Origin of the sequence: Oceanicaulis sp. UBA2681 (assembly GCF_002354675.1) — a bacterium.
Lineage (GTDB): Bacteria > Pseudomonadota > Alphaproteobacteria > Caulobacterales > Maricaulaceae > Oceanicaulis > Oceanicaulis alexandrii.
In genome coordinates, this window is record NZ_DEMB01000016.1 from 260679 (window position 1) to 282454 (window position 21776).

Genomic DNA, 21776 nt, shown 5'->3' on the forward strand with positions numbered 1-21776 from the left:
GGCTAACAGGGCGCCTCGGCGCAAACCACGCCAGACGTCCAGTTCGCCAGCGCATGAGCGGTTTCGTTGGAGGCCTGGCTGAAGGCTTCAATCAGCGCCGCCTGACGGTTGTCACTGGCCCGGACGCTGACATCAAAGCGGCGTGACGCCGCCAGAGCACGCTCCTCCCGATCAATCAGGCGGGCGACCATCCGCATCTGGATCAGCGGCGCCCGTCCATCGCCCTGATCATATTCGGCTTCAAACCGGCGCAATTCCAGTTGCAGGCGATAGCGCGCCTCCACCCCGTCTTCACTCCGAGCGGGGATCAGCTGCGGCGTCTCGCTGAGGAAGACATCCAGAATCCGGTCATGCACCAGCGTCGGCGCCGGCGACAGCCAGGCCGCGCCCGCCATATAGGCCAGCTCGCCATTGCGCAGCAGCGCCACCCGATCAACGGACAATCCGCGCGGGGCGCTGATCTGATCAATCAGTATGGTCTGCGCCTGGGCGGAAGGGGCCACTTCATCCGCCGTCAGACCGGTCAGACGATACAGCGACACCGGCTCGCTTTCCGGCAGCAAGGAGATGCAGCCCGGCGTCACCAGAAGGCTTGCAGCCCCAAGCGCGCCCAGCGCGACTTTCCCAAGAGTGCTCATCGCGGCACCTCCACTTCAGCGCCTTCAGGTTCGGCGATAAATCCGGCTGGATCAGACTCCAGCTCCAGCGCGACCCGCTCCAGCGTTGCGACCAGGGATCGCAAATCGCGCAGCGTTGCGGTCAGCTGGGTCAGCCCGTCTTCGGAAAACTCTTCAAGCCCCGGGCGGATCGCGACCAGCGCATCATAGGTCTCGACAGCGGTGCGATCGACTTCCTGCGCCGCGGCGGCGGTGTCCAGCGTCGCCGGCGTCAGGTCATCGACCACATAGCGTTCGGTGACCTGGGCGAATTGTTGCATGGCCTGAGCGGCGACAGACACGTCCGCGCCCGCCTGCTGCACACTGGTCAGCGCCGCACGCGCTTCGGTGATCAACAATTCGCGTTCTGCCAGATGGCCCGTGATCGTCTCGATATTGTTGAGCGTATTGGTCATGCTCTCGAGATTCTCATCGCTGAGCAGTCGACCGATCCGCACAAAGCTGAGCTGGGCGGATTCCAGGAGACTCTCGCCCCCTTCCACCAATTGCTCGATCTGGGCCTGTGTGGCGTAGATGCGCGGCGCGCGATCGCCGGGTCGGCTTTCAAGGCGCTCCGCATCGGGCGAGCCGGCCGAGATCTGGATATAGGACAGCCCTGTCAGGCCCTGAGGCTCGAGCTGGGCTTCGGAATCTGATTTCACCGGCGTTTCCACATTCACGCGAATACGCGCGATCACCTGACCGGGATTATCAGGATTGAGCCCCAGCTCAGTCACTTCACCGACCTGAATACCGTTGAAGCGGACCTCCGACGCCGGGCGCAAGCCCCTGACGGCGCCGTCAAAGACCACGTCATACTCGCGGAATTCACGGTCCAGCGCCGCGCCGGACAGCCAGAGTGACAACATCACCCCCGACACCGTCAGGAAAACGACGAAGAAACCGACAATGGCGTGATGCGCTTTGGTTTCCATAGCGTGCCTCTAGTCCTCAGCGGCTTGTCTTAACACGGCGCGTCCGCGTGGACCGCCAAAATATTCCTGTATCCAGGGATGCGGATTGCGGGTCAGTTCATCGAGCGGCGCATTGGCGATAATCGTCTTGTCGGCGATCACCGCAACGCGGTCGCAGATGGCGTGCAGGCTGTCGAGATCGTGGGTGATCATCACCACTGTCAGGTTCAACGTCTCTGACAATTCCTTGATCAGATCATCAAAGGCGCTGGCCCCGATCGGGTCGAGCCCGGCGGTGGGCTCGTCCAGAAACAGAATGTCCGGATCCAGCGACAGAGCCCGCGCCAACCCGGCGCGTTTTTTCATGCCGCCCGACAATTCCGCGGGAAACTTGCCGCCCGCCTCGCCCGACAATCCCACCAGGCCGATCTTGAGATCCGCCAGCTCCTTCATCAGGCTGACGGGCATGCGCACATGCTCGCGCATCGGCGCCATGACGTTTTCCTGCACTGTCAGCGAGGAGAACAGGGCGCCAGCCTGGAACAGGACTCCCCAGCGCTTTTCCAGCTCGAGCCGGTCCCGGCCCGACATTTTCGACATGGGCGCGTCGCGAAAAAGGATCTCTCCGCCATCAGGCTGTTTCAATCCCAAAATGGTGTTGATCAGCACGGATTTGCCCGAGCCTGAGCCGCCGACAACGCCCAGAGTCTCGCCCTGGCGGATCTCGAGATCGAGGTTGTCATGAACCACATGAGAGCCGAACTGGCTGCGCAGGCCGCGCACTTCGATCAAAGGCGCGTCGCTCATATATCGAGCTCCAGATACATCATGGCGAACAGCGCATCGATCACGATGACGGCGAAGATCGCCTGCACCACCGAGGTGGTCACACGCGCGCCCAGGCTCTCCACATCACCGCCCACCTGAAGCCCGTGGCGGCAGCCCACAATGGCGATCACCAGACCGAACACCGGCGCCTTGGACATGCCCACCAGGAAGTGTTTGAGATCGATGGTGTCGTGCATGCGGGTGAGGAAGAAATTGGGCGAGATGTCCAATGTCCACCAGCTGACCATCATGCCGCCCACCACCCCCGCCACCATGGCGGACAGGGTCAGAAGCGGCGCCATCAGCACACAGGCCAGAACCCGCGGCAGGACCAGAACCTCGTACGGATCGAGCCCCATCACCTTCATGGCGTCGATCTCTTGCTGCATCTTCATGGAGCCAATGGCGGCGGTGAAAGCGGAATCAGACCGCCCCGCCAGCAAGATCGCCGTAATCAGCACGCCAAATTCACGCAGGACCGCGATCCCCACCAGGTCGACGGTGAAAACCGAAGCGCCGAAGGTCTCCAGCAAGCTCGCGCCCATGAACGCCACGACGGCGCCGATGAAAAAGCTGAGCACGGTGATGATCGGCAGCGCGTCCACGCCCGCCGTTTCCATCAGATGAATGGTCGGCGTCCAGCGCATCTTGGTCGGATTGACCAGGACGCTGAGCCCGGTGGTGATGGTGCGCCCGAAAAAGGCGAAGGATTCAACGGTCTCCTTCAGGCCGTCCTCCACCCCGGCGCCGATCCGGGCGAAGGTGGCGACCACGCCGCGCGGCGTCTCCTCGGGGACCGGACAATCGGCGAGGCGCTCGCGCATTTCCCCCATCAGGCGGCGCGCCGTCTCGTGACTGCCGATAAAATGCCAGTCTGCATCCGGCTCGCCGCACCGGCTCAGCGTCCGGCCCAGCAGATAAGCGCCAGCCGTGTCGATCCGGCCCAGCTGGGTCAGATCAATCACCAGATCCTGCGGATCCGTCTCGGTTTCGATGCGCTTGAGTTGGCGGTTGAAACGGCCGACCGTCTCGATCAGCCAATCGCCGCGCGGCTCCAGCACCAGACGCGCGCCTTCATGGCGCGTGGTCAGCCCCGGCTGCTGACGCTCTGTTGCGATCGCTGCTGTCATCGTCCCCGCTTCCCCTGAGCTCCGAGGCTTAAATGGGAGTGTGGCTCCATTATGGCTGTGTTCGCGCGGTTTGCACGAGCCAGAATGCAAAGAGCAACCCCAGACCCGAGGGAATCGCCATCACTGCAAAGCCGCCTGCCCCATACGCGCTATAGGCGAATCCCGACGCATAGGCCGCCAGCGCCAGGATCAGACCGCCCGAGAAGGCGGAGTTGATCGCCTGCGCCATGGAGGCGAAGCGCTGCGGGCTGTTATCGGCGGCATAACGCAGAAAGCCCAGATAGGTGGCGCTGAAGCTGAAGGCGTGCAGGATCTGAAGCGGGAACAGCAGCCAGAGCGGTGGAGACAGGGCCAGCGCCAGCCAGCGCACAACGGAGACCGCGCCCCCCAGCATCAGAACGTTCGCAGGACTGACCCGACTCAGCAGACGGGCGGAAACGGCGAAAAACACGATCTCGGCCCCCACCCCGGTCGCCCAGAGCAGGCCCACCGCCCCCGCCGGCACGCCTTCCGCCCGCCAGGCCACGGCGGAAAAGCCGTAGTAAAATCCGTGCGCGCCCTGGATCAGCGCTGAGGCCGCAAAGGCCAGCGGCAAGCCGTTGGACAGCATGGCCGCGACCACGCCGGTCTTCGGCGCGGTGTCTGCGGCCGTTTCCGGCTTCAAACGGTTGCGCCCTTCAGGCAGCATCAGCGCGGTCAGCACCGCCAGAGCCGCGCCGATCAGCGTCCAGGCCAGGGCCGCCTCGCCGCCCAGCCAGCCGATCAGCCAGCCCGCGCCTACATTTCCGACGATGAACGTCGCCGACCCGAACGCGCGCGGCGGACCGAACGCGAAGCGGCGGCGGCTGGATTCCTGGATCGCGAAGGCGTCGATGATCGGCATGATGCCGGTGAAGGCGCCCCCGGCTATGCCCGCCAGGATGAGGATCGCCCACGGGTTGGTGGCGGGAATGAAAGCGGCGAACGCAAAAAACGACACCAGCGTATAAGACAGCACCGCCCAGCGTTTCTTTGGCGCGCGGTCCGCCAGCATGGCGCCCAGCGGCGCCGCGATGACCCGCCCCGCCATCGATGCCGCCGCCGCAGCGCCGATCATTTCCGGGCTGAGCCCCCGCCCCTCGTACCAGACCGGCATGTAGGGCAGGTATGCGCCGAACCCCAGATAGAACGCCCCGTAAAAGAGCGCGAAGCGAACAGGACGCGGGATCGAGGCGAGCACGGCGGACATGATCAGGGGCTTAGCGCGGCTAAGCGTGTGTGGAAAGCGCGTTTGACCGCACGGTGAACACTGTTTGCTCTTGGTTTCCGGCGCGGCTGGCGATAGCTTCCCGCCTTCATGAAAGACGCCGTCCTTGATCCGCCCCTGACTCGCTCCGCGCCCTTGCGTGTGCTGGTCTCCAGCTATCGCTCCGCCCCCCATGTGGGAGGGCAGGGCGTTTATGTGCGCGCCTTGTCGCGCGCCCTCGCCGATCAAGGCTGCGCCGTATCGGTGATCTCCGGCCCGCCCTATCCCGAACTTGATCCGGATGTCGAGCTGATCAAACTGCCCTCGCTGGACCTGTTCAGCGTCGACAACGCCTTTCTGACCTTGCGCTGGAACACGCTGCTTGATCGCGCGAACCGCACCGAATGGCTGTCGCACAATACCGGCGCCTTCGCCGAAATGGTCAGCTATTCCATGCGTCTGGAAGCGTGGGTCGCCGAGCATGGCGACCGGTTTGACGTGGTGCACGACAATCAGACGCTCGCCCTGCCGATGACGGGCGTGGACAGCTATCTGCCGGTGATCACCACCTTGCATCACCCTATCGCTATTGATCGCGATTTCGCGGTGGCGGGAGCGGCGAACTGGTGGCGGCGCGCCCTGACCCGGCGCTGGCATTCCTTTGTGGATCATCAGGCCAAGGCCGCGCGCGCCCTGCCGCGCTTTCTGGCGGTATCAGACGCTGCGCGGCAATCCTACGCCCAGCGATGCGGCGTCGATCCTGATCGGGTGCGCGTGGCGTTCAACGGGCTGGATCTGGACAGCTTCAAACCCGACCCCAGCGTCACGCGCGACGACGACCATGTTCTAGCGCTCGCCAGCGCAGATGTTCCCATCAAGGGGCTCGACGTGCTGATCGACGCCCTGGCGAAGCTCAAGGCGCGCGGCCGCACACCTCGCCTGACCGTGATCGGATCCTTGCGCGACGGCCCGACCAAACGCGCACTGAAAGACACCGGGCTGATCGACAGCGTCGACTTCGTCTCCGGCCTCAGCCTTGATGACATCGTGGCGCTCTATCGCAAGGCGACGGTCTTTGTCTCCGCCTCCCGCTTTGAAGGCTTCGGCTTTCCCGCCGCCGAAGCCATGGCGTGCGGCGCGCCGGTGATCGTGTCGCGCGGCGGCGCCTTGCCGGAAGTCGCGGGCGACGCCGGCCTTGTGACCGAGGTGGAAGATGCGGACGGTCTGGCGGATGCGCTGGAGCGTGTGCTGTCTGATCCGGCGCTGCGCCAGCAGATGAGCGCCGCGTGCGCAGCCCGCGCGCACAGCGCCTTTCGCTGGGACGAGCACGCTCGCGCCAGCCTGGACCTTTACGCCCAGGCGCTGGAAGAGCGCGGGCGCCTGCCTGACATAACGGAGCTTGCCGCCCAATGATGGTGACGCTGGACCTTGATGCGCTGGACCTTGAAGACGGCCAGCGCGTCCTCGACCTGGGCTGCGGGCGCGGCCGGCACAGCCATGCCTTTTACTGGCATGACAAGGCGCTGGACGTGACCATGCTCGATCTCAGCCTTGAAGACCTCAAGGGCGCGATCGACGGTTTCTTCGAACTGCCTCCGCCGCCTCAAAACCCGCCGCGCAGCGCGGTCTGGAGCGTGGGGGACGCCGGACGCCTGCCTTTTGCAAATCACAGCTTTGACGTGGTGATCTGTTCTGAAGTGCTCGAGCATCTGCCCGATGTGGACGCCGCGCTCGATGAGATCACCCGTATTGTGAAGCCCGGCGGGCGCTTCGCCCTGTCCGTGCCGCGCTATTGGCCGGAAAAGATCTGCTGGGCGCTGTCGGAAGGCTATCAGAACACGCCCGGCGGCCATGTGCGCATCTTCAAGGATCATGAGCTTCGCGACCGCGTCGCCCGTCGCGGTTATCGCCCCTATAAGCGCCATTGGGCGCACGCCCTGCATGCGCCCTATTGGTGGCTGCGCTGCGCCAAATGGGAGCGCCAGGAAGAGAGCCGGTCGGTCAACGCCTTCCGCAAGCTTCTGGAATGGGATTTGATGGAAAAACCGCGCCTGACGCGCTGGACCGAAGCGGCGTTGAACCCGGTGATGGGCAAATCCGTCGCACTGTATTTCCAGAAGGACGCGGCATGAGCCATCGCCCGCAATCCATAGGCGTGGACATCGCCGCCTGCGCAGACCGGATCGAGGATTTGCAACTCCGCGACGGCTCTATTCCATGGGTGGAGACGGGCGTCTGGGACCCCTGGAACCATGGCGAAAGCGCCATGGCGCTGGCGATCGCGGGCCGGGAAACCGCTGCCCATGCCGCGCTTGACGCGCTGGCCGAGCGCCAGCATGCCGACGGCTCCTGGCTCGGAGAGCTGGGCGCGGGCGTGCCCATGGATAAAGACGGCGAGCGGATCGCGCCGCCGGCTGATCCGGTCACCGCGCATGACACCAATTTCACCGGCTACGCCGCGGTCACGGTGCTGCGCAGCGCGCTGGCGCTCGACGAGCCGCGCCTGATTGCGCGTCATGCCGACATGATCAGCCGCGCGCTGGACTGGGTGGTCGATCACCAGACGCCCCATGGCGACGTGGTCTGGCGCAAGCCCGATGAGGGCCAGGCGCTGGAGGCGGTGGATTCGCTGAAAGCGGGCAACGCCTCGCTGTTTAAAAGTCTCGAATGCGGATTGCGCATCGCGGACGCGCTGGGCCGCAAACGCACCGACTGGGCCAGAGCGCGGCGTCAGATCGCGCACGCCTTCACCACCAAGCCGCACCGGTTTGACCGGCTGGGCGAAGACCGCTCGCGCTACGCCATGGACTGGTATTACCCGGTGCTGAGCGGCGTGGTGACGGGGCTGGAAGCCAAAGCGCACCTGCATGCCGGATGGGACCGGTTCGTGGTCGAGGATCTGGGATGCCGCTGCGTCACCGAAGAACCCTGGATCACCGCCGCGGAAACCGCCGAGCTGGCGTTGGCGTGTCTGAGTATCGGCGACACGGTCCGGGCGCAGAACCTTCTGGGCGCTTTGGCGCCCCTGGCCCGCGACGGCGACGGCTACTGGATGGGCTGGCAGTATGAGCTGGGTCAGGTCTGGCCCAAGGAACGCCCCAGCTGGACCGCTGGCGCGGTGATCCTGGCGGCGGACGCCCTGTATGGGCTTAGCGCCGGATCAGACCTTCTGATCCGGCATGCCCGGGCTGACGCCTGGCTTAAAGGCGACGCAGAATCTCGAGCGTATTGATCCGCTCCACCGGCTCGAACAGGCCTGACGCGACCGCCAGCTTCCAGATTTCATAGGGCGGGCGACCGCCGTCCTCAGGATTGGGGAAGACGTCGTGAATGGCCAGCAAGCCGCCGCGCGCCACATGCCCCGACCAGGCGCGGTAATCGGCCAGCGCCGTCTCCATGGCGTGGCCGCCATCGATGAACACAAAGCTGAGCGGACCTGACCAGCTGGCGCCGATCAGAGCGGACGGTCCGACCATGGGGATGACGTCACGTTCGAGATCAGCCAGAGCCAAAGTCCGGCGCAGGGCGGGCAGCGTGTCGACACGGCCCAGCTCGGCGTCATACAGCTCGGGGTCGTGATAGCCTTCACCCGGCTGATGTTCTTCAGAGCCGCGATGATGATCGACGGCGAACAGAAGTCGCCCCGCCGCGCGCGCGGCCCGGCCCAGATAGACGCTGGAGCGTCCGCACCAGCTGCCGATTTCAACAAAAGCGCCCGGCGCCTGTTCAGCAGCGATCCGGGCGTGTCGGGCCAAGGCCTGGCCCTCATCATCGGCGAGGAAGCCCTTGATGGTTTGCGGGTCGAGCGCGTCGCCCGGAACAGTGTGGCTCATTAACTTGCTAGACCCCGGTTGGAGTGCATCGCCCAGCGGCGTTCCGCCAAGGCGTCCGCCGCATTGGCGAGGCGCGATTTCTCGGCGTCGAGGGTTTGCATCATGGGCTCATAGCCGCTCAGCGCGCCTTCGTCATCGAGGCGGTCAGACACCGCTGTGAAGAAGTCCTGCGCCCGGCGCACACTCCCCAGCGCGCTTTCCGCCAACGCCAGATCCTGGGTCAGGCTGACCTGCCCCAATTGATGCTCCGCCGCGGCGATGCCCTCAGCCGCATCAGCGATGGCGCGCGTGAGGCTGATCAATTGTCCCAGATCAGAATTGAGCGATTGCACCATCATGTCGTCATGGGCGTCCACATAAACGCTGACAGGGTCATCCTGGGGGGCCTGCTCGCTCGCGCCGTTGATCAGCCGGCCAAAAAAGGCGCGCGCCGCGGCGGCGGGCGCAGCGCTCAGCGACCAGCCCTCATCGTCGACCAAGGCGTTCAAGGCTTGCGAGTGTGTTCTCAGTTCGGTTTGTGCAGCCAGGTTCGCCTGAGTATCAGCGCCCAGCGCAATCGGCTGGCTCGCGCATCCTGACATCAAGATGCAAGCGCTCATAACGATACCTAGGCCCAGAGCCCGGACGATCGTATTCATACCGAAGCGACCCTTCTCAACGCAGACCGGTTTCCCCTCCGAACCCGGTTCCACACAGTGATAAAACGACATAGTGTCACGGTAAACAGAACTTGAGGGTTAATCGGCTGATTACCGCACGAAAAATGGACACATTCCGCTCCCACCGCCGTCTGGGCCTGTATCCGCCCACGACTCCGGCGCACACCGGCTTTCTGGATGTCGGACAGGGCCATAGCCTCTATTATGAGGATTGCGGCCGCCCCGACGGGATGCCCGTCATCACCTTGCATGGCGGGCCGGGCGGCGGCGCCGCCCCCGCCATGCGGCGGTTTTTCGACCCGCGCCGGTATCGCATCATCGTCTTTGACCAGCGCGGCTGCGGGCGCTCACGCCCCTATTCCTTGCTGGAGCACAATACGACCGCCCATCTGGTGAACGATATAGAACAATTGCGGTCACATCTGGGCATCGACAAATGGCTTGTGTTCGGCGGCTCCTGGGGGGCCACGCTGGGGCTGGCCTATGCCCGCGCCTGTCCCGAACATGTTCTGGGGCTTGTCTTGCGCGGCGTCTTCGCCTGCACCCGCAAGGAGCTGGACTGGTTTTACCGCGACGGCGCCAACCGGCTGTTTCCGGACGCCTGGGCAAGGCTGACCGAACGTCTGGCCCCGGCCGAACGCGATCAGGTCATAGCCGCCTATTACGAACGCCTGGCGTCCGGCGCCAGCATGGATGAACGCCGCGAGGATGCGCTGGCCTGGTCCAGTTGGGAGAGCGCGTTGATCTCGATGAGCGCCTCGCCTCACCATGTGAACCCCGACCCGCACCGCTCTGACGCGCTGGCCCGGATCGAAGCGCATTATTTTCATCATGGCGGGTTTTTCGAACGCGACGGGGTCTTGCTCGAAGACACCGCGCATCTGGCTGACATTCCTGGCGTCATCGTTCAGGGGCGATATGACATGGTCACCCCGCCGCGCACCGCCTGGGAATTGGCCAAGGCCTGGCCCGGCGTGCAACTGAACTTCGTGCCGGACGCGGGTCACGCTGCCGGCGAGCCGGGCACAGTGGACGGGCTGGTGCGCGCCACCGACATGTTCGCGCGACGCTTCGGCTAACCCGCTCCCCGCTGAACCGTGCATGAAAAAAGCCCCGGTCCATACGGACCGGGGCTTTTGTCGTCAGGCGAAACCGCCGCCTAGTTCAGAAAGGGCAGGTCAAAGCCAAAGGTGCTGGCCAGACCCGTCACGATGATCAGGCCCACAGCGACCGGCGCCAACCAGCGAATGCTGAAGCGCCAATAGGCGAAGAACTTCGCACCCGCATCAGGCAGCTCTTTCTGCATGAGCGCCTTGGAGACGACCCAGCCCGTGAAGAGCGCGATGAGGAAGCCGCCCAGCGGCAGCAAGATCGTGCCCGACACCTTGTCCAGAATATCGAAGAACTCCCCGGAGAAAGCCGCCGCGATGCCGAACATGTAGATGATCGCGCCAAAGAACAGCGCCGAGCCCACACGGCCGAAATCGGTGTGCTCCTCGCCAAAGGCCACAATCACCTGCAACAGCGAAATCGAGCTGGTCAGGGCCGCGATCAGGGCGAGGAAGAAGAACGCCCCGCCGACCCATTGGCCGCCCGGCATCTGCGCGAAGGCCGACGGCAGGGTCTGGAAGAACAGGCCGGGGCCTGCATCCGGGCTCAGCCCGAAGGCGAACACGAACGGGAAGATCGCCAGACCCGCAATGATGGCCACCATCGTGTCGGCGCCCGCAATGATGACGGCCGATTGGGGCAGATTGTCATCGCGCGAGAGATAGGAGCCATAGGTGATCATGATCGCCGAACCGACGCCGATCGAGAAGAAGGCCTGCCCCAGCGCTTCCAGGAAGGTCTGGGCGGTGATCTTGGAGAAGTCCGGCGCGAACAGATACTCGATCGCGGCGCCCATATCCGCCGTCAGACCCGCGTACACCACCATGCCCACCAGCATCAGGAAGAACAGCGGCATCAGGATCGAGACCGTGCGCTCAATGCCCTTGATCACGCCAAAGCACACAATGCCCACAGTGACGATCATGAAGGCGGTATGCCAAAGGATGACCGTGCGGGTGTCGCCCACAAGCTGACCGAAGGCGTCAGAGACCACAGACGGCTCCATGCCGACCATGCCGCCTGACAGCATCTTGAAGACATAGGCGGCGACCCAGCCCGCAACGACCGAATAAAAGCACAAGATCATCACGCCGCCGGCCATGCCGACCCAGCCGGTGATCGACCACATCTCGGAGGCGCCGGCGTCAAACGCCATCTTGCGGGTGGATCCCACGGCCGACCGGCGGGCATGGCGGCCCACGCTCAGCTCCGCCATCAGGATCGGAAAGGCGATCAACACCACGCAGACCAGATAGATCAGCACGAACGCCGCGCCGCCATTCTCGCCTGCCGTGTAAGGAAACCGCCAGAAATTGCCCAGCCCGACCGACGACCCGATCGCCGCCATGAGAAAGCCGAAACGGCTGCTCCAAGTCCCGTGCGCGCTCGCGCCGCCCATCGCCATAGGTGCAGTCTCCTCCCCTCAGCCGCGCCTGACCGACGCACGCTTTAAATCTGTATCCGCCCTGCGACGGTTTGGCGCGGGAGGTTGGTCGATCCGCGCCCTGCGGTCAAGTTGGGCAATGCGGTGTTAACCAAACAATCCTGCGCCCTTGGGCGGTTCGGTGTCACGGTGGACGTGAGCGCCCAGGATCAGGCCCAGCCCGATCAGGACCGTCATCATCACCGTGCCGCCGTAAGAGATCATCGGCAGCGGCACGCCCACCACGGGCAACATGCCCATCACCATGCCCACATTGATGAAGACGTAGAGCGAGAAGGTCGTCGCCACTCCCATCACCACCAGGCGCAGGAATACCGAGCGACACGACGTGGCGATCATCACGCAATTGGCCAGGATCAACGCATAGAGACCGAGCACCACCAATCCGCCGACAAAGCCGAACTCCTCGCCCAGCATCGTGAAGATGAAATCGGTCTGTTTCTCAGGCAGGAAGTTCAGGTGCGCCTGAGTGCCTTCCATATAGCCCTTGCCGGTCATCCCCCCCGACCCCAGCGCGATCTTGGACTGCAGGATGTGATATCCCGCGCCCATGGGATCGTCTTCAGGATTGATGAAGGTCATGATCCGCCGGCGCTGATAATCCTGCAGCCCGTACTGGAAGAAGAACCCGCCGGCGACGCCGCCGAGAACGCCAGACCCGATGATCACCTTCCAGCTCAGCCCCGCCAGAAACACGATCGCCACCCCGGTCGCCGCCAGCAAGAGCGAAGTGCCAAGGTCGGGCTGCTTGACGATCAGCCCCATCGGCAAGGCGATCATCAGGGCCGGTATGATCAGCCCGCCCAGCGAGGAGACCTTTTCCTCGGGCAGGTCGTGATAATAACGCGCCAGCGCCAGAACCAGGGCGATCTTCATGATTTCAGAGGGCTGCATCCGGATCGGGCCGATATCAATCCAGCGCTGCGCGCCCATCGCCGTGGCGCCGATCAGCTCCACCCCGACAAGCAGCACCAGTGCGCCCAGATAGGCGGGGTAAGCGAGCCCCATCCAGAACCGCGGCGGGAACAGCGCGATGACCACCATGATCATCAGCCCGACCCCCAAACGCAAAGCATGGCGTGAGGCGTAGGGATTCCAGGCGCCGCCCTCCACCGAATACAGCATGCCGACCCCGATCAGGCCGACGAGCAGGATCAACAGGACGAAGGCCCAGTTGATCTCAAACAGCTTGCCCCGAAAGCCGCGCGGCGCGGACTGGGTGAAAACGCCCATGCTCTAGCCCTCCGTGGTCGGACGCGCCGCCGAAGCGAGCATGTCCGGACGGGTGTTGGAGGGGTCGCGACGCACCAGGTCGCGCAAAATGGCCTGGGCGGGGATCGCGGCGCGGGTGCCGCCGCCGCCATGCTCGATCACGACAGTAACCACATAGCGCGGCGCGCTGACCGGCGCGTAAGAGACGAACAGGCCGTGATTGCGAAGACGCCAGGGCAAGTCATCCTGGTCGCGCACGCCCGCAGCGCGTTCCTCTGTGGAGATGGAATAGACCTGAGACGTGCCGGTCTTGCCCGCCATCTCAAGCCCGTCCAGATCCAGTCCCCGTGTGCCCAGCGGCCAATAGGCGGAGCCGCCCGGCTCGTTGACCACGCCTGACATGGCCTGGTTCACAAGCTCCAGGTGCTCCGCATTCCAGCCCATGGAGGCGAAATCGGGAGCGGCGCCGGTCGCACGCGTCAATGTCGGCGTCACCTGACGCCCTGTCGCGATGCGTGCGGTCATCACAGCCAATTGCAGGGGCGACGCCAGCAGGGCGCCCTGCCCGATGCCCACATTATAGGTATCGCCCGTCGTCCAGGGTTCATTGCGGCGGGCGCGCTTCCAGGCGGGGCTGGGCACCAGGCCTTCCGCCCGGCGCGGGAACGGCAGGCCGATATCAAAATACTGACCCAGACCGCAGCTCAGCATCATCTCGCGATAGCGTTCAATGCCCAGCCGGTTCGCCATCTCGTAAAAGTAGATATCGCAGGACTGCTTGACCGCCTCATGCATATTCATGCGGCCATGGCCCTGGCGCCGCCAGCAATGGAAATCGCGATTACCGAGCCGCGTGGAGCCGCCGCAGTAAATCGTCTCTTCAGGGTCTGTCACGCCATGCTCGAGTGCGGCGAGCGAGGACATCACCTTCACTGTGGAGGCTGGCGCATAGAGCCCCGTCGTCGCCTTGTTGAACAAGGGGCGATAAGGGTTGTTGTTGAGGGAGGCGAACGCCTCTGTCCCGATGCCCAGAACAAAGGCGTTCGGGTCAAAGCTGGGGGTGGAGGCGAGCACCAGAACCTCGCCGGTGATCACATCCAGCCCCACCGCCGCCGCGCTCTGATCGCCCAGCGCTTCCATCGCCGTGCGTTGCGCGCGGGCGTCCAGCGTCAGGGTGACGTCCTGGCCGGGAACGGAGGGAATGGATTGTTCGGGGATCTCGCGCATCACCCGGCCGGTGGCGTTCACCTCGACCTTGAGCTGGCCCGCCGAACCGCGCAAACGGTCTTCGTGCTGCAGCTCCGCGCCGGTGCGGCCGATCCGGAAACCCGGATGCAGCAAAAGCGGATCGTCATTGGCCGCTTCAGGCGGCGCCGCCTGCACATAGCCGGTCACATGCGCAAAATCATAAGGGCGCGGGTAGGTGCGCACTTCGCCCACATCAGGGGTGATGCCGGGCAAGTCTGGCAGGTGCAGATTGATTCGCGCAAACGTCTCCCAGTCGAGATCCTCAGCCACGGTGACCGGGGTGAAGCGCGAGGTGCGCGACACGGCGCGCAAGATGCGTTCAATGCGCGTTTCGCTGATCGGCATGTAGCGCGACAGGCGCTCCAGCGCCGCGCGTGGATCGCCGGCCTGATCGCGCACGATCATCAACCGGTAGCTTTCGCGATTTTCCGCAATCGCTTCGCCAAACCGGTCCAGAAGCCGCCCCCGCGCAGGCGGTTGCAGGCGGAAATTGAACTGGTTTTGCTCAGACAATAGCCGGTAGGCGTCCTGCTCCAGAACCTGCAAGCCGTACATGCGCGCGCTCAAGGCGGCGAAAGCCCCCGCCCCGAGCCCTGACAACAGAAGGGACCGGCGGGTGAACTGGGCTTGGGCTTCCTGCTTGTCGCGACGCATTCGCGCTCTTTCTCAGCCTGGGCTGCCTTAGGAGAAGGTGCTGCGTTCCTTTCGCCGGGCGAACAACCAGGCGAAGATCGGAAATAGAAGGATGGTCAGGATCGCTTCAGTAATCAACGGTCCAGGCGCCACCGGGGCGCCGATGGCGAACGAGCCCGCCCCCCAGGCTGCGCCGAACGCCACAATCGCCGTCAGGGTGAACCGCAAGGCCAAAGGCCCGATCTCACCGCCTGCGCCATCGGCCTCACGCAGGCGCATGACGCTGAATGCGACGAGAAACGCGAACGCCCAGACGCCCATGGGCGCGCCCGCCAGCAAATCCTGCATAACGCCGACCAGAAGTAGAACAGGCGGAGCGATAAACCAGGGCTGACGCACCGACCAGATAAACAGCGCAATCAGGGGAAAGGCCGGCGCAAGATCCGGCCCGCCGCCCAGACGGCTGGGCAAAGCGTGCAGGATCAGAGCCACCAGCATCGTAACGATGAACACCACCAGATCGGTGGTGGCGTTATTGCGTTCGACCGATGGGCGCATCAGTTCGCCTCCTCTGGCGTGGAGAGCTCAATGACCGGGTCCGCCTCAGGCTCCTGAACAGGCTCGAACGGCCAGATCCAGATCAGATCAATCGGCGCGGTCCGGCTGAACAACGCCACCCGCCAGCGCCCGTCACGATCGCGAACCGCCTGCCCCACCGGCACGCCGCGCGGCATGACATTGTCATCGCCGGAGGTGACGATGCGGTCGCCTTCGCGCAAATCGGGCTCGGCGCCCAGATATTCAAGACGCGGAAACTCGGTGTTATCGCCCACCAGCAAAGCGCGGGCGTTGGACCGGTCCGCCATCACCGCGACACGGGAGTTGATGTCCGTCAGAAGCAGAATCCGGGTGGAGCTGCGCCCCACTTCAACTGTCCGTCCGACAAGGCCGTAAACATTCACCGCCGGATAGCCCGGGCGCACCCCGTCTTCATGGCCAGCGTCGATCAGGCGCGAGCGCACGAAGGCGTTGGACCGGTCCGCCACGGTCCAGGCGCTGATCCGCGCCTCCGCAGCGTCCGCCTGCAGGTTCAGCGCTTCGCGATAGCGGGCGTTGCGTTCTTGCAAGGACAGGGCGGCGTCACGCCAGGCGCGCATCTCGGCGGCCTGCATGCGCAGATTGCGGTTTTCATCGGCCAGCTCGAACTGGCGCTTCCACCATGGGCCGATATTGGCGAGCCCGCGGAAGGGGCGAACGCTGAGATCAAGCACCGGCGTCGCCAGATCATTGAAGCCGGCCCGCAGGCCCGTCAGGGCTTGCGGTCGGCTTTCAGGCCGGTCGATGTAAATCAGGAAACAGCTGACCAGAATGCAGATGATGAACAAGAGAGGCGAAAACCGCACTCCCTCATCCTGTCTTCGTCTGGAACTCCGCCGTTGAGCCACGCTGGGTAGCCTCCCTCGCAGGCTCGCTTACACGCTTAAACCGCTTCCGCCAGGATCGGACGCCACAGGCGCAGATTCTCGACCGCTTTACCGCAGCCCAGCACCACGCAAGACAGCGGCTCGTCCGCCAGGCTGACCGGCAGGCCGGTGCGATCGCGCAGCTCGGTGTCGAGATTGCGCAGCAAGGCGCCGCCGCCGGTGAGCACGATGCCCTTGTCGACAATGTCCGCCGCCAGTTCAGGCGGGGTCGCTTCCAGCGCCTGCTTGACCGCTTCCACGATCTGCTCGACCGGCTCTGAGAGCGCATCGGCGATCATGGCTTCAGTCACGACGATTTCACGCGGCACGCCGTTCATCAGATCGCGGCCCTTGATGTCCAGCGTCAGGCCTTCGCCTTTTTGCGGCGGGGTGGCCGAACCGATTTCCTTCTTGATCCGCTCACCCGAGGTTTCGCCGATCAGAAGGTTCGCCGAGCGGCGAATATAATTGATGATGGCTTCGTCCATCTTGTCGCCGCCCACACGGACCGAGCGCGAATAGACGATGCCCGACAGCGACATCACGGCCACTTCGGTGGTGCCGCCGCCAATGTCGACGATCATGGAGCCAGTCGGCTCGTCGATCGGCAGGCCAGCGCCGACCGCAGCCGCCATCGGCTCGTCGATCAGATAGACCTTGCGCGCACCGGCGCCGACGGCGCTTTCATGAATGGCGCGGCGTTCCACGGCGGTGGCGCCGGACGGCACGCAGATCACGACCTGCGGGCTGACGAAGGTCTGACGATTGTGCACCTTGCGAATGAAGTGCTTGATCATCTCTTCGGCCACGTCGAAATCGGCGATCACGCCGTCACGCATGGGTCGGATGGCTTCCACATTGCCCGGGGTCTTGCCCAGCATCAGCTTGGCTTCTGCGCCGACGGCCTGAACATGCTTGCGGCCCTTGTCCACCTTGTAGGCGACGACAGAAGGCTCATTCAGAACGACGCCGCGGCCCTTGACGTAGACCAATGTGTTCGCCGTCCCCAAATCGATGGCGATATCCGCGGAAAGGAGACCGAACACGCTGGAGAACATTCTCTGCCTCTTTATCTGTCAGGCGCAGCAGGCGAGTCGCCGCGCTGGGGCAAGTATCATGACTCCTTGTGCGATGCTGCGTCACCGATTGCAAGCCGCTCACCCGTCTCAGCCTCAGCGTCAGCTGAGTCTTCCACGGGATTTTTTAACTCTGTTTCAGGTCCGCGCAGCCAGCGCCGCGCCAACAGCATGAACACAATCCAGAGGGCCGCAATCCCAACCAGGGCAAGGATTGCGAGCCATCCGCCACCGGATAAAAGCGCCATCAAGCCGCCGCCTGCAAACACCACCAGAGCGGTTTTTGGCAGCACGCCGATGGCCAATCCGCCGATAAAGGCAAAATAACTCATATGCGAAACACCCGCCGCCATATTGACCACGATGAAGGGCGCGCTCGGAACGATTCGCACGATCATGGAGGCGAAAAACCCGTTCCGCCCCACAAATTCGGAAATACGATTGACCGTCTGCCCGCCATAGCGGCGCACCGCGTCCGCGCCCGCCAGACGTCCGGCGTAAAAGGTCACGGTCGCCGAAACGAGCGTCGCGACCCACGAATACAAAAATCCCTGCACCGGGCCGAACGCGAATACGGCAGCCCCGATCAGCGCAAACTGGGGCGCGCCGACAAAGGCCAGCACCGTGAAAATGACGATGGTCGCCGGCAGGGCGTACCATTGGTCCGCCGCGCTCTCAAACCAGGTCCCGATCTGCCCCGGCTCGATGTTCAGCACGAACTTGCCGGTCAGGAAAATCGCCAGGACCAGAGCAAACAGCGCCAGCGAAATGTAGATCGCGCGAGCGGCGCGGGCGTCCATACGAGTGAAAAAGCGAACAAGCGGGTTCATGGCGATCATATCCGGCAAAGGGTCAACGCCGCGCCTCAAGGCTGTTTGGCCAGCGCGGAGCGGCGGTACGCATACGCTTTTTTACACCGCTGGCAATCGGTTGGCGCAATCAATTCGATTAAGCGCTTCAGTCACCAAAGTTCGAAGCCCGGCGGATCAATCGCCCGGTCTCTTCCAGCTCGTGCTCGGCCGCTTTGGCGCGCATGGCTTTCAGACCCGCCCGTCCCTGCTCGTAATCGGCCACCCAGCGCTTGGCGAAGCCGCCGGCGGTGACATCCTTCACGATGGCTTCAAACACGGGGCGCACCGCATCACGGATCGGGCCTTCCACTTCGTGCGCGCCAAATTCGGCGGTGTCTGAAATGGCTTCACACATGCCGGCGATGCCGCGGCTCTGGATCAGGTCGGCGATGTATTTGATCTCATGCACGGTGTCGATATAGGCCATGACCGGACTGATCCCCGCGGCGACCAGCTGTTCATACCCTTCGCGCGCCAGAGCGCACATGCCGCCCACCAGCACCGCCTGCTCGCCCAGAATATCGGCCAGAGCCTCCTCGCCAAAGGTCGTGGCGTAGACCCCGGCCCGGCCGCAGCCCAGCCCGCCCAGATACGCTTTCGCCCGCGCCTCGGCCTGACCGGTATAATCCTGATGCACCGCCCAGAACCCGATCAGGGAGCCGCCCTTTTCAAAGCTCGATCGCACCGCGCCGCCCGGCCCCTTGGCCGCGGCCAGCACGACGTCAATATCGGCAGGCGGCTCGATCACCTTGTACTCAATGGAAAACCCGTGGCAGAGCAACAAGGTCAGGCCGGGGCGGTAATGCGGCGCGATATGCTCGCGCCAGATCTCGCCATGCGCCTCGTCCGCCGCCAGCAGCGACAGCATATCCGCGCGCCGCGCGGCCTCCGCCATCGACACCACTTCAAATCCGTCCGCCTCGGCCTTGGCGCGCGAAGGCGAGCCCTCTCGCAAGGCGATCAGGATGGAGCGCGCGCCCATGTCGCGCAGATTGAGCGCATGCGAACGCCCGTGATTGCCGTAGCCGATAATGGCGAGGGTCTCGCTCTCAAGAGCGCTGAGGTCGAGATCAGCCTGATACAACGGTTCAGCCATCATCCGGCTCCGAAAAAGGGTTTGAGAAGAATGTCGTCCAGCTCGGCGCGCGCGGTGACCGGATCCAGGGATTGGACGCGCTTCCAGTCGGGGTGCTGGTTGGAAAACCAGGTGTACTGACGTTTGGCGTAGCGGCGCGTGTCGCGCTTGGCCAGATCAATGGCCTCATCGAGCTCCAGTCGCCCCTGAACATGGGCGATTAGCGGCGGCAGGCCCACCGCTTTCATCGCAGGCAGGTCCGGCGACAGGCGGCGCTCGGCGATGGCGCGGGCTTCTTCCAACGCGCCATGGGCCACCATCTGGTCAAAGCGCGCCTCGATCCGGGCGTACAGCGCCTCGCGATCCGGGGCGATGACCACGCCGATGGCTCGCTTGGGATCAATCAGCGGGCGCGTCTCGGCCTGGATGTCCGACAGCGGGCGTCCCGCGACGCGCGCTACGGCGATCAGGCGCATCAGGCGCTGCCGGTCGCCCGCCTCGATCCGCGCTGCGCCCACCGGGTCAAGCGCCTCCGCTTCGGCGCGCAAAGCCTCCAGCCCGCCGCGCTCATAGAGCGCCGCAACCTCATCGCTGATCGCTTGCGGCACCTCCGGCGTCGGCGCCAGCCCCTCCACCAACGCCTTGAAGTATAGCCCTGTGCCACCGACAAACACGGCGCGCTTGCCGCGCCCGGTGATCTCACGCACGGCGTCGACAGCCAGCTTCGCCCACGCCCCGACCGAGCACCGCTCGCCAGGGTCCATCACGCCGAACAGATGATGGGGCACGCCCGCCATCTCATGCGGTTCGGGGCGCGCAGTGATCACGCTCAGCCCGTCATAGACCTGCATGGAGTCCGCATTGATGATCTCGCCATCCAGCGCCCGTGCGGCATGAAGCGACAGCGCGCTTTTTCCGGACGCGGTCGGGCCGGCCAGCAGCAGAATGTCGGGCGTGACGGCCATCAAGGCGGTCTAGCTGCGCAAGGTTTCAAGCACGTACTGACCCTGCCGGTTCAGGCTGAACAGCACGGGCGCGCCGTCCTCGCCAGCCCGGGCGACCAGATCGCGGGCCTGATCCAGGCTCTCCACCGGGGTCCAGGCGATCTCTTCCACCACATCGCCGGGACGGACCTTGCCGGCGGCGTCGCTGTCAGGGTCCACCGCCGTGACCACAAGCCCGCTGGCGTCCGCGTTGATGCGATAGCGCCGGCGCAGCGAGTCGGTGATGGGCTCGAGCGTCATGCCGAACAGATCGCCATTCAGGACATCGCCGCGGCCATCGCCGTCTTCATCAAGCTCGGCGCCGACGGGCGGGGTGGGCCGTCCCTCTTCCTCAAGGCGTTCAACCTCCAGCACCAGGGTCAGGGATTCGCCACGGCGAAACACTTCCACCTCCACGCTGGAGCCCGGCTCCGTCTCGGCCACGATGCGCGGCAGCACCCGGTCGTCGGCCACTGGGCGGCCGTTGAAGGCCAGGATCACATCGCCGGTTTGAAGCCCGCTGTCTGCGGCGGGGCCCTCGGGATCAATACGGGTCAGGACAGCGCCGCGGGGCATGTTCAGCCCCATCGCCTCAGCCATGTCGCGGGTGACTTCCAGCACGTTGACGCCGATCCAGCCCCGGCGGGTCTCGCCATACTCGATCAGCTGGTTGATCACCGGTTCGGCGATGGCGCTCGGCACGGAAAACGAAATGCCGACCGACGTGCCGGTGGGCGAGAAGATCGCCGTGTTCACGCCGATCACATCGCCGTCCATGTTGAACAAGGGCCCGCCGGAATTGCCCCGGTTGATCGCCACGTCGGTCTGCAGGTAATCGTCATAGCGTCCGCCGATCTCGCGGCCGCGCGCGCTGATCACGCCAGCGGTCAGCGAGCCGCCCAGGCCGAACGGATTGCCGATGGCGACCACCCACTCGCCGACCCGCGCCGCTTCGCTGTCGCCAAAGGCGACCACGGGCAAGGGCGTCTCGGACTGCACGCGCAACACCGCGATGTCTGTGGCCGGATCGCTGCCGACAACCGTCGCAGAGAGAATGCGGCCGTTTTGCAGGACGACCTCCACTTCATCCGCGCCGTCGATCACGTGGTGATTGGTGATCACCACGCCGTCCGCGTCGATGATGAATCCAGAGCCGAGCGAGCGCTGCATGCGCAGGCGATTGCCCGACAGATCATTATAGCGTTCCAGCGGAGTGCCTGGCGCAAACAGGGGCGAGCCGTCCTCATCGCCAACCCGCTGGGCGGTGGCGATATTGACCACGGCGGGGCTCAGCCGGTCGTTGAGATCGGCGAAGCCCTCATTGGGCTGGGCTGCGGCCTGGACGGCGCAAACCGCCGCAAGGGCCAGAGCAAAGATCACAGCGCCAAGCACGCGCATCGGCATTCCCCGTTGTCTGTTTGGTCTTTCAATCAGGC

21 protein-coding genes are annotated in these 21776 nt (G+C 64.5%); 4 read left to right on the plus strand and 17 right to left on the minus strand.

The features are described from left to right. Nucleotides 1–2 precede the first annotated feature (2 nt). The 5 genes from B3M53_RS12590 to B3M53_RS12610 are packed head-to-tail and all read right to left on the minus strand — an operon-like array spanning nucleotide 3 to nucleotide 4756. The gene (locus B3M53_RS12590) at nucleotides 3–638 is read right to left on the minus strand and encodes an ABC-type transport auxiliary lipoprotein family protein (protein WP_022700020.1); all 636 of its coding nucleotides are present in this window, start codon (nucleotides 636–638) and stop codon (nucleotides 3–5) included. Beyond that, nucleotides 635–1591: an MlaD family protein gene (locus tag B3M53_RS12595; protein WP_273019305.1), complete on the minus strand. Its 957-nt coding sequence runs from the start codon at nucleotides 1589–1591 to the stop codon at nucleotides 635–637. Before B3M53_RS12595 ends, B3M53_RS12590 begins: the two co-directional genes overlap by 4 nt. Before the next feature lie 9 nt (nucleotides 1592–1600). After that, on the minus strand, nucleotides 1601–2377 hold the full coding sequence (locus tag B3M53_RS12600; RefSeq protein ID WP_273019304.1) for an ABC transporter ATP-binding protein: 777 nt from the start codon (nucleotides 2375–2377) through the stop codon (nucleotides 1601–1603). After that, the gene (locus B3M53_RS12605; protein ID WP_273019303.1) at nucleotides 2374–3528 is read right to left on the minus strand and encodes an MlaE family lipid ABC transporter permease subunit; all 1155 of its coding nucleotides are present in this window, start codon (nucleotides 3526–3528) and stop codon (nucleotides 2374–2376) included. The genes B3M53_RS12600 and B3M53_RS12605 overlap by 4 nt, the downstream gene beginning before the upstream one ends. A 49-nt stretch (nucleotides 3529–3577) precedes the next feature. After that, nucleotides 3578–4756, minus strand: a complete 1179-nt coding sequence (locus B3M53_RS12610) for an MFS transporter (protein WP_022700024.1) — start codon at nucleotides 4754–4756, stop codon at nucleotides 3578–3580. A gap of 108 nt (nucleotides 4757–4864) precedes the next feature. Between B3M53_RS12610 and B3M53_RS12615 the strand changes: the two genes are divergently transcribed. The 3 genes from B3M53_RS12615 to B3M53_RS12625 are packed head-to-tail and all read left to right on the plus strand — an operon-like array spanning nucleotide 4865 to nucleotide 7985. Next, nucleotides 4865–6166 carry a glycosyltransferase family 4 protein gene (locus tag B3M53_RS12615; protein ID WP_273019302.1) on the plus strand — a complete coding sequence of 434 codons (1302 nt, stop codon included), beginning with the start codon at nucleotides 4865–4867 and terminating at the stop codon, nucleotides 6164–6166. After that, entirely contained in the window at nucleotides 6163–6885 is a 723-nt protein-coding gene (locus B3M53_RS12620; RefSeq protein WP_273019301.1) for a class I SAM-dependent methyltransferase, read from the plus strand. The genes B3M53_RS12615 and B3M53_RS12620 overlap by 4 nt, the downstream gene beginning before the upstream one ends. Further along, complete coding sequence (locus tag B3M53_RS12625; protein WP_273019300.1) at nucleotides 6882–7985, plus strand: hypothetical protein; 1104 nt, start codon at nucleotides 6882–6884, stop codon at nucleotides 7983–7985. The genes B3M53_RS12620 and B3M53_RS12625 overlap by 4 nt, the downstream gene beginning before the upstream one ends. On the opposite strand, the gene B3M53_RS12630 is transcribed toward B3M53_RS12625, so the two are convergent. Together B3M53_RS12630 and B3M53_RS12635 are read right to left on the minus strand one after the other, a co-directional pair. Next, nucleotides 7954–8586 carry a class I SAM-dependent methyltransferase gene (locus B3M53_RS12630; RefSeq protein WP_273019299.1) on the minus strand — a complete coding sequence of 211 codons (633 nt, stop codon included), beginning with the start codon at nucleotides 8584–8586 and terminating at the stop codon, nucleotides 7954–7956. The genes B3M53_RS12625 and B3M53_RS12630 overlap by 32 nt on opposite strands. Continuing rightward, on the minus strand, nucleotides 8586–9224 hold the full coding sequence (locus B3M53_RS12635) for a hypothetical protein (RefSeq protein ID WP_273019298.1): 639 nt from the start codon (nucleotides 9222–9224) through the stop codon (nucleotides 8586–8588). The genes B3M53_RS12630 and B3M53_RS12635 overlap by 1 nt, the downstream gene beginning before the upstream one ends. 125 nt (nucleotides 9225–9349) lie before the next feature. On the opposite strand from B3M53_RS12635, the gene pip reads away from it, so the two are divergent. Then, nucleotides 9350–10324, plus strand: coding sequence for a prolyl aminopeptidase (gene pip / locus B3M53_RS12640; RefSeq protein WP_273019297.1), 975 nt, complete (start codon nucleotides 9350–9352; stop codon nucleotides 10322–10324). A gap of 80 nt (nucleotides 10325–10404) precedes the next feature. On the opposite strand, the gene B3M53_RS12645 is transcribed toward pip, so the two are convergent. The 10 genes from B3M53_RS12645 to B3M53_RS12690 all read right to left on the minus strand — a co-directional run bounded on the left by B3M53_RS12645 (nucleotide 10405) and on the right by B3M53_RS12690 (nucleotide 21738). Further along, on the minus strand, nucleotides 10405–11760 hold the full coding sequence (locus tag B3M53_RS12645) for a sodium-dependent transporter (protein ID WP_160092334.1): 1356 nt from the start codon (nucleotides 11758–11760) through the stop codon (nucleotides 10405–10407). Nucleotides 11761–11886: 126 nt separating this feature from the next. After that, a complete protein-coding gene (rodA, locus tag B3M53_RS12650) occupies nucleotides 11887–13032 on the minus strand; it encodes a rod shape-determining protein RodA (protein WP_022700032.1) in 1146 nt (381 codons plus the stop codon). A 3-nt stretch (nucleotides 13033–13035) separates the two neighbouring features. Next, a complete protein-coding gene (gene mrdA / locus B3M53_RS12655; protein ID WP_160092335.1) occupies nucleotides 13036–14913 on the minus strand; it encodes a penicillin-binding protein 2 in 1878 nt (625 codons plus the stop codon). Between the two features lie 27 nt (nucleotides 14914–14940). After that, the gene (locus B3M53_RS12660) at nucleotides 14941–15450 is read right to left on the minus strand and encodes a hypothetical protein (RefSeq protein ID WP_022700034.1); all 510 of its coding nucleotides are present in this window, start codon (nucleotides 15448–15450) and stop codon (nucleotides 14941–14943) included. Further along, nucleotides 15450–16295 carry a rod shape-determining protein MreC gene (mreC, locus tag B3M53_RS12665; RefSeq protein ID WP_022700035.1) on the minus strand — a complete coding sequence of 282 codons (846 nt, stop codon included), beginning with the start codon at nucleotides 16293–16295 and terminating at the stop codon, nucleotides 15450–15452. The genes B3M53_RS12660 and mreC overlap by 1 nt, the downstream gene beginning before the upstream one ends. A gap of 77 nt (nucleotides 16296–16372) precedes the next feature. After that, on the minus strand, nucleotides 16373–17413 hold the full coding sequence (locus B3M53_RS12670; protein ID WP_009801441.1) for a rod shape-determining protein: 1041 nt from the start codon (nucleotides 17411–17413) through the stop codon (nucleotides 16373–16375). Between the two features lie 56 nt (nucleotides 17414–17469). Further along, the gene (locus tag B3M53_RS12675) at nucleotides 17470–18261 is read right to left on the minus strand and encodes a TVP38/TMEM64 family protein (RefSeq protein ID WP_051143364.1); all 792 of its coding nucleotides are present in this window, start codon (nucleotides 18259–18261) and stop codon (nucleotides 17470–17472) included. A gap of 127 nt (nucleotides 18262–18388) precedes the next feature. Further along, nucleotides 18389–19378: a ketol-acid reductoisomerase gene (ilvC, locus tag B3M53_RS12680; protein ID WP_028284491.1), complete on the minus strand. Its 990-nt coding sequence runs from the start codon at nucleotides 19376–19378 to the stop codon at nucleotides 18389–18391. Next, a complete protein-coding gene (gene miaA, locus B3M53_RS12685) occupies nucleotides 19378–20322 on the minus strand; it encodes a tRNA (adenosine(37)-N6)-dimethylallyltransferase MiaA (RefSeq protein ID WP_273019296.1) in 945 nt (314 codons plus the stop codon). The genes ilvC and miaA overlap by 1 nt, the downstream gene beginning before the upstream one ends. 9 nt (nucleotides 20323–20331) lie before the next feature. Continuing rightward, complete coding sequence (locus tag B3M53_RS12690) at nucleotides 20332–21738, minus strand: Do family serine endopeptidase (RefSeq protein ID WP_273019295.1); 1407 nt, start codon at nucleotides 21736–21738, stop codon at nucleotides 20332–20334. Between the last annotated feature and the right edge of the window lie 38 nt (nucleotides 21739–21776).

Excerpts from the sequence above, each read along its gene's own strand:
- B3M53_RS12590 (WP_022700020.1), bottom strand. The coding sequence starts at position 638 with ATGAGCACTCTTGGGAAAGTCGCGCTGGGCGCGCTTGGGGCTGCAAGC.
- B3M53_RS12635 (WP_273019298.1), bottom strand. The coding sequence starts at position 9,224 with ATGAATACGATCGTCCGGGCTCTGGGCCTAGGTATCGTTATGAGCGCT.
- B3M53_RS12630 (WP_273019299.1), bottom strand. The coding sequence starts at position 8,586 with ATGAGCCACACTGTTCCGGGCGACGCGCTCGACCCGCAAACCATCAAG.
- B3M53_RS12600 (WP_273019304.1), bottom strand. The coding sequence starts at position 2,377 with ATGAGCGACGCGCCTTTGATCGAAGTGCGCGGCCTGCGCAGCCAGTTC.
- B3M53_RS12610 (WP_022700024.1), bottom strand. The coding sequence starts at position 4,756 with ATGTCCGCCGTGCTCGCCTCGATCCCGCGTCCTGTTCGCTTCGCGCTC.
- B3M53_RS12675 (WP_051143364.1), bottom strand. The coding sequence starts at position 18,261 with ATGAACCCGCTTGTTCGCTTTTTCACTCGTATGGACGCCCGCGCCGCT.
- B3M53_RS12615 (WP_273019302.1), top strand. The coding sequence starts at position 4,865 with ATGAAAGACGCCGTCCTTGATCCGCCCCTGACTCGCTCCGCGCCCTTG.
- B3M53_RS12625 (WP_273019300.1), top strand. The coding sequence starts at position 6,882 with ATGAGCCATCGCCCGCAATCCATAGGCGTGGACATCGCCGCCTGCGCA.
- B3M53_RS12670 (WP_009801441.1), bottom strand. The coding sequence starts at position 17,413 with ATGTTCTCCAGCGTGTTCGGTCTCCTTTCCGCGGATATCGCCATCGAT.
- B3M53_RS12690 (WP_273019295.1), bottom strand. The coding sequence starts at position 21,738 with ATGCGCGTGCTTGGCGCTGTGATCTTTGCTCTGGCCCTTGCGGCGGTT.
- B3M53_RS12620 (WP_273019301.1), top strand. The coding sequence starts at position 6,163 with ATGATGGTGACGCTGGACCTTGATGCGCTGGACCTTGAAGACGGCCAG.
- pip (WP_273019297.1), top strand. The coding sequence starts at position 9,350 with ATGGACACATTCCGCTCCCACCGCCGTCTGGGCCTGTATCCGCCCACG.
- B3M53_RS12660 (WP_022700034.1), bottom strand. The coding sequence starts at position 15,450 with ATGCGCCCATCGGTCGAACGCAATAACGCCACCACCGATCTGGTGGTG.
- B3M53_RS12645 (WP_160092334.1), bottom strand. The coding sequence starts at position 11,760 with ATGGCGATGGGCGGCGCGAGCGCGCACGGGACTTGGAGCAGCCGTTTC.
- rodA (WP_022700032.1), bottom strand. The coding sequence starts at position 13,032 with ATGGGCGTTTTCACCCAGTCCGCGCCGCGCGGCTTTCGGGGCAAGCTG.
- miaA (WP_273019296.1), bottom strand. The coding sequence starts at position 20,322 with ATGGCCGTCACGCCCGACATTCTGCTGCTGGCCGGCCCGACCGCGTCC.
- B3M53_RS12595 (WP_273019305.1), bottom strand. The coding sequence starts at position 1,591 with ATGGAAACCAAAGCGCATCACGCCATTGTCGGTTTCTTCGTCGTTTTC.
- ilvC (WP_028284491.1), bottom strand. The coding sequence starts at position 19,378 with ATGGCTGAACCGTTGTATCAGGCTGATCTCGACCTCAGCGCTCTTGAG.
- B3M53_RS12605 (WP_273019303.1), bottom strand. The coding sequence starts at position 3,528 with ATGACAGCAGCGATCGCAACAGAGCGTCAGCAGCCGGGGCTGACCACG.
- mrdA (WP_160092335.1), bottom strand. The coding sequence starts at position 14,913 with ATGCGTCGCGACAAGCAGGAAGCCCAAGCCCAGTTCACCCGCCGGTCC.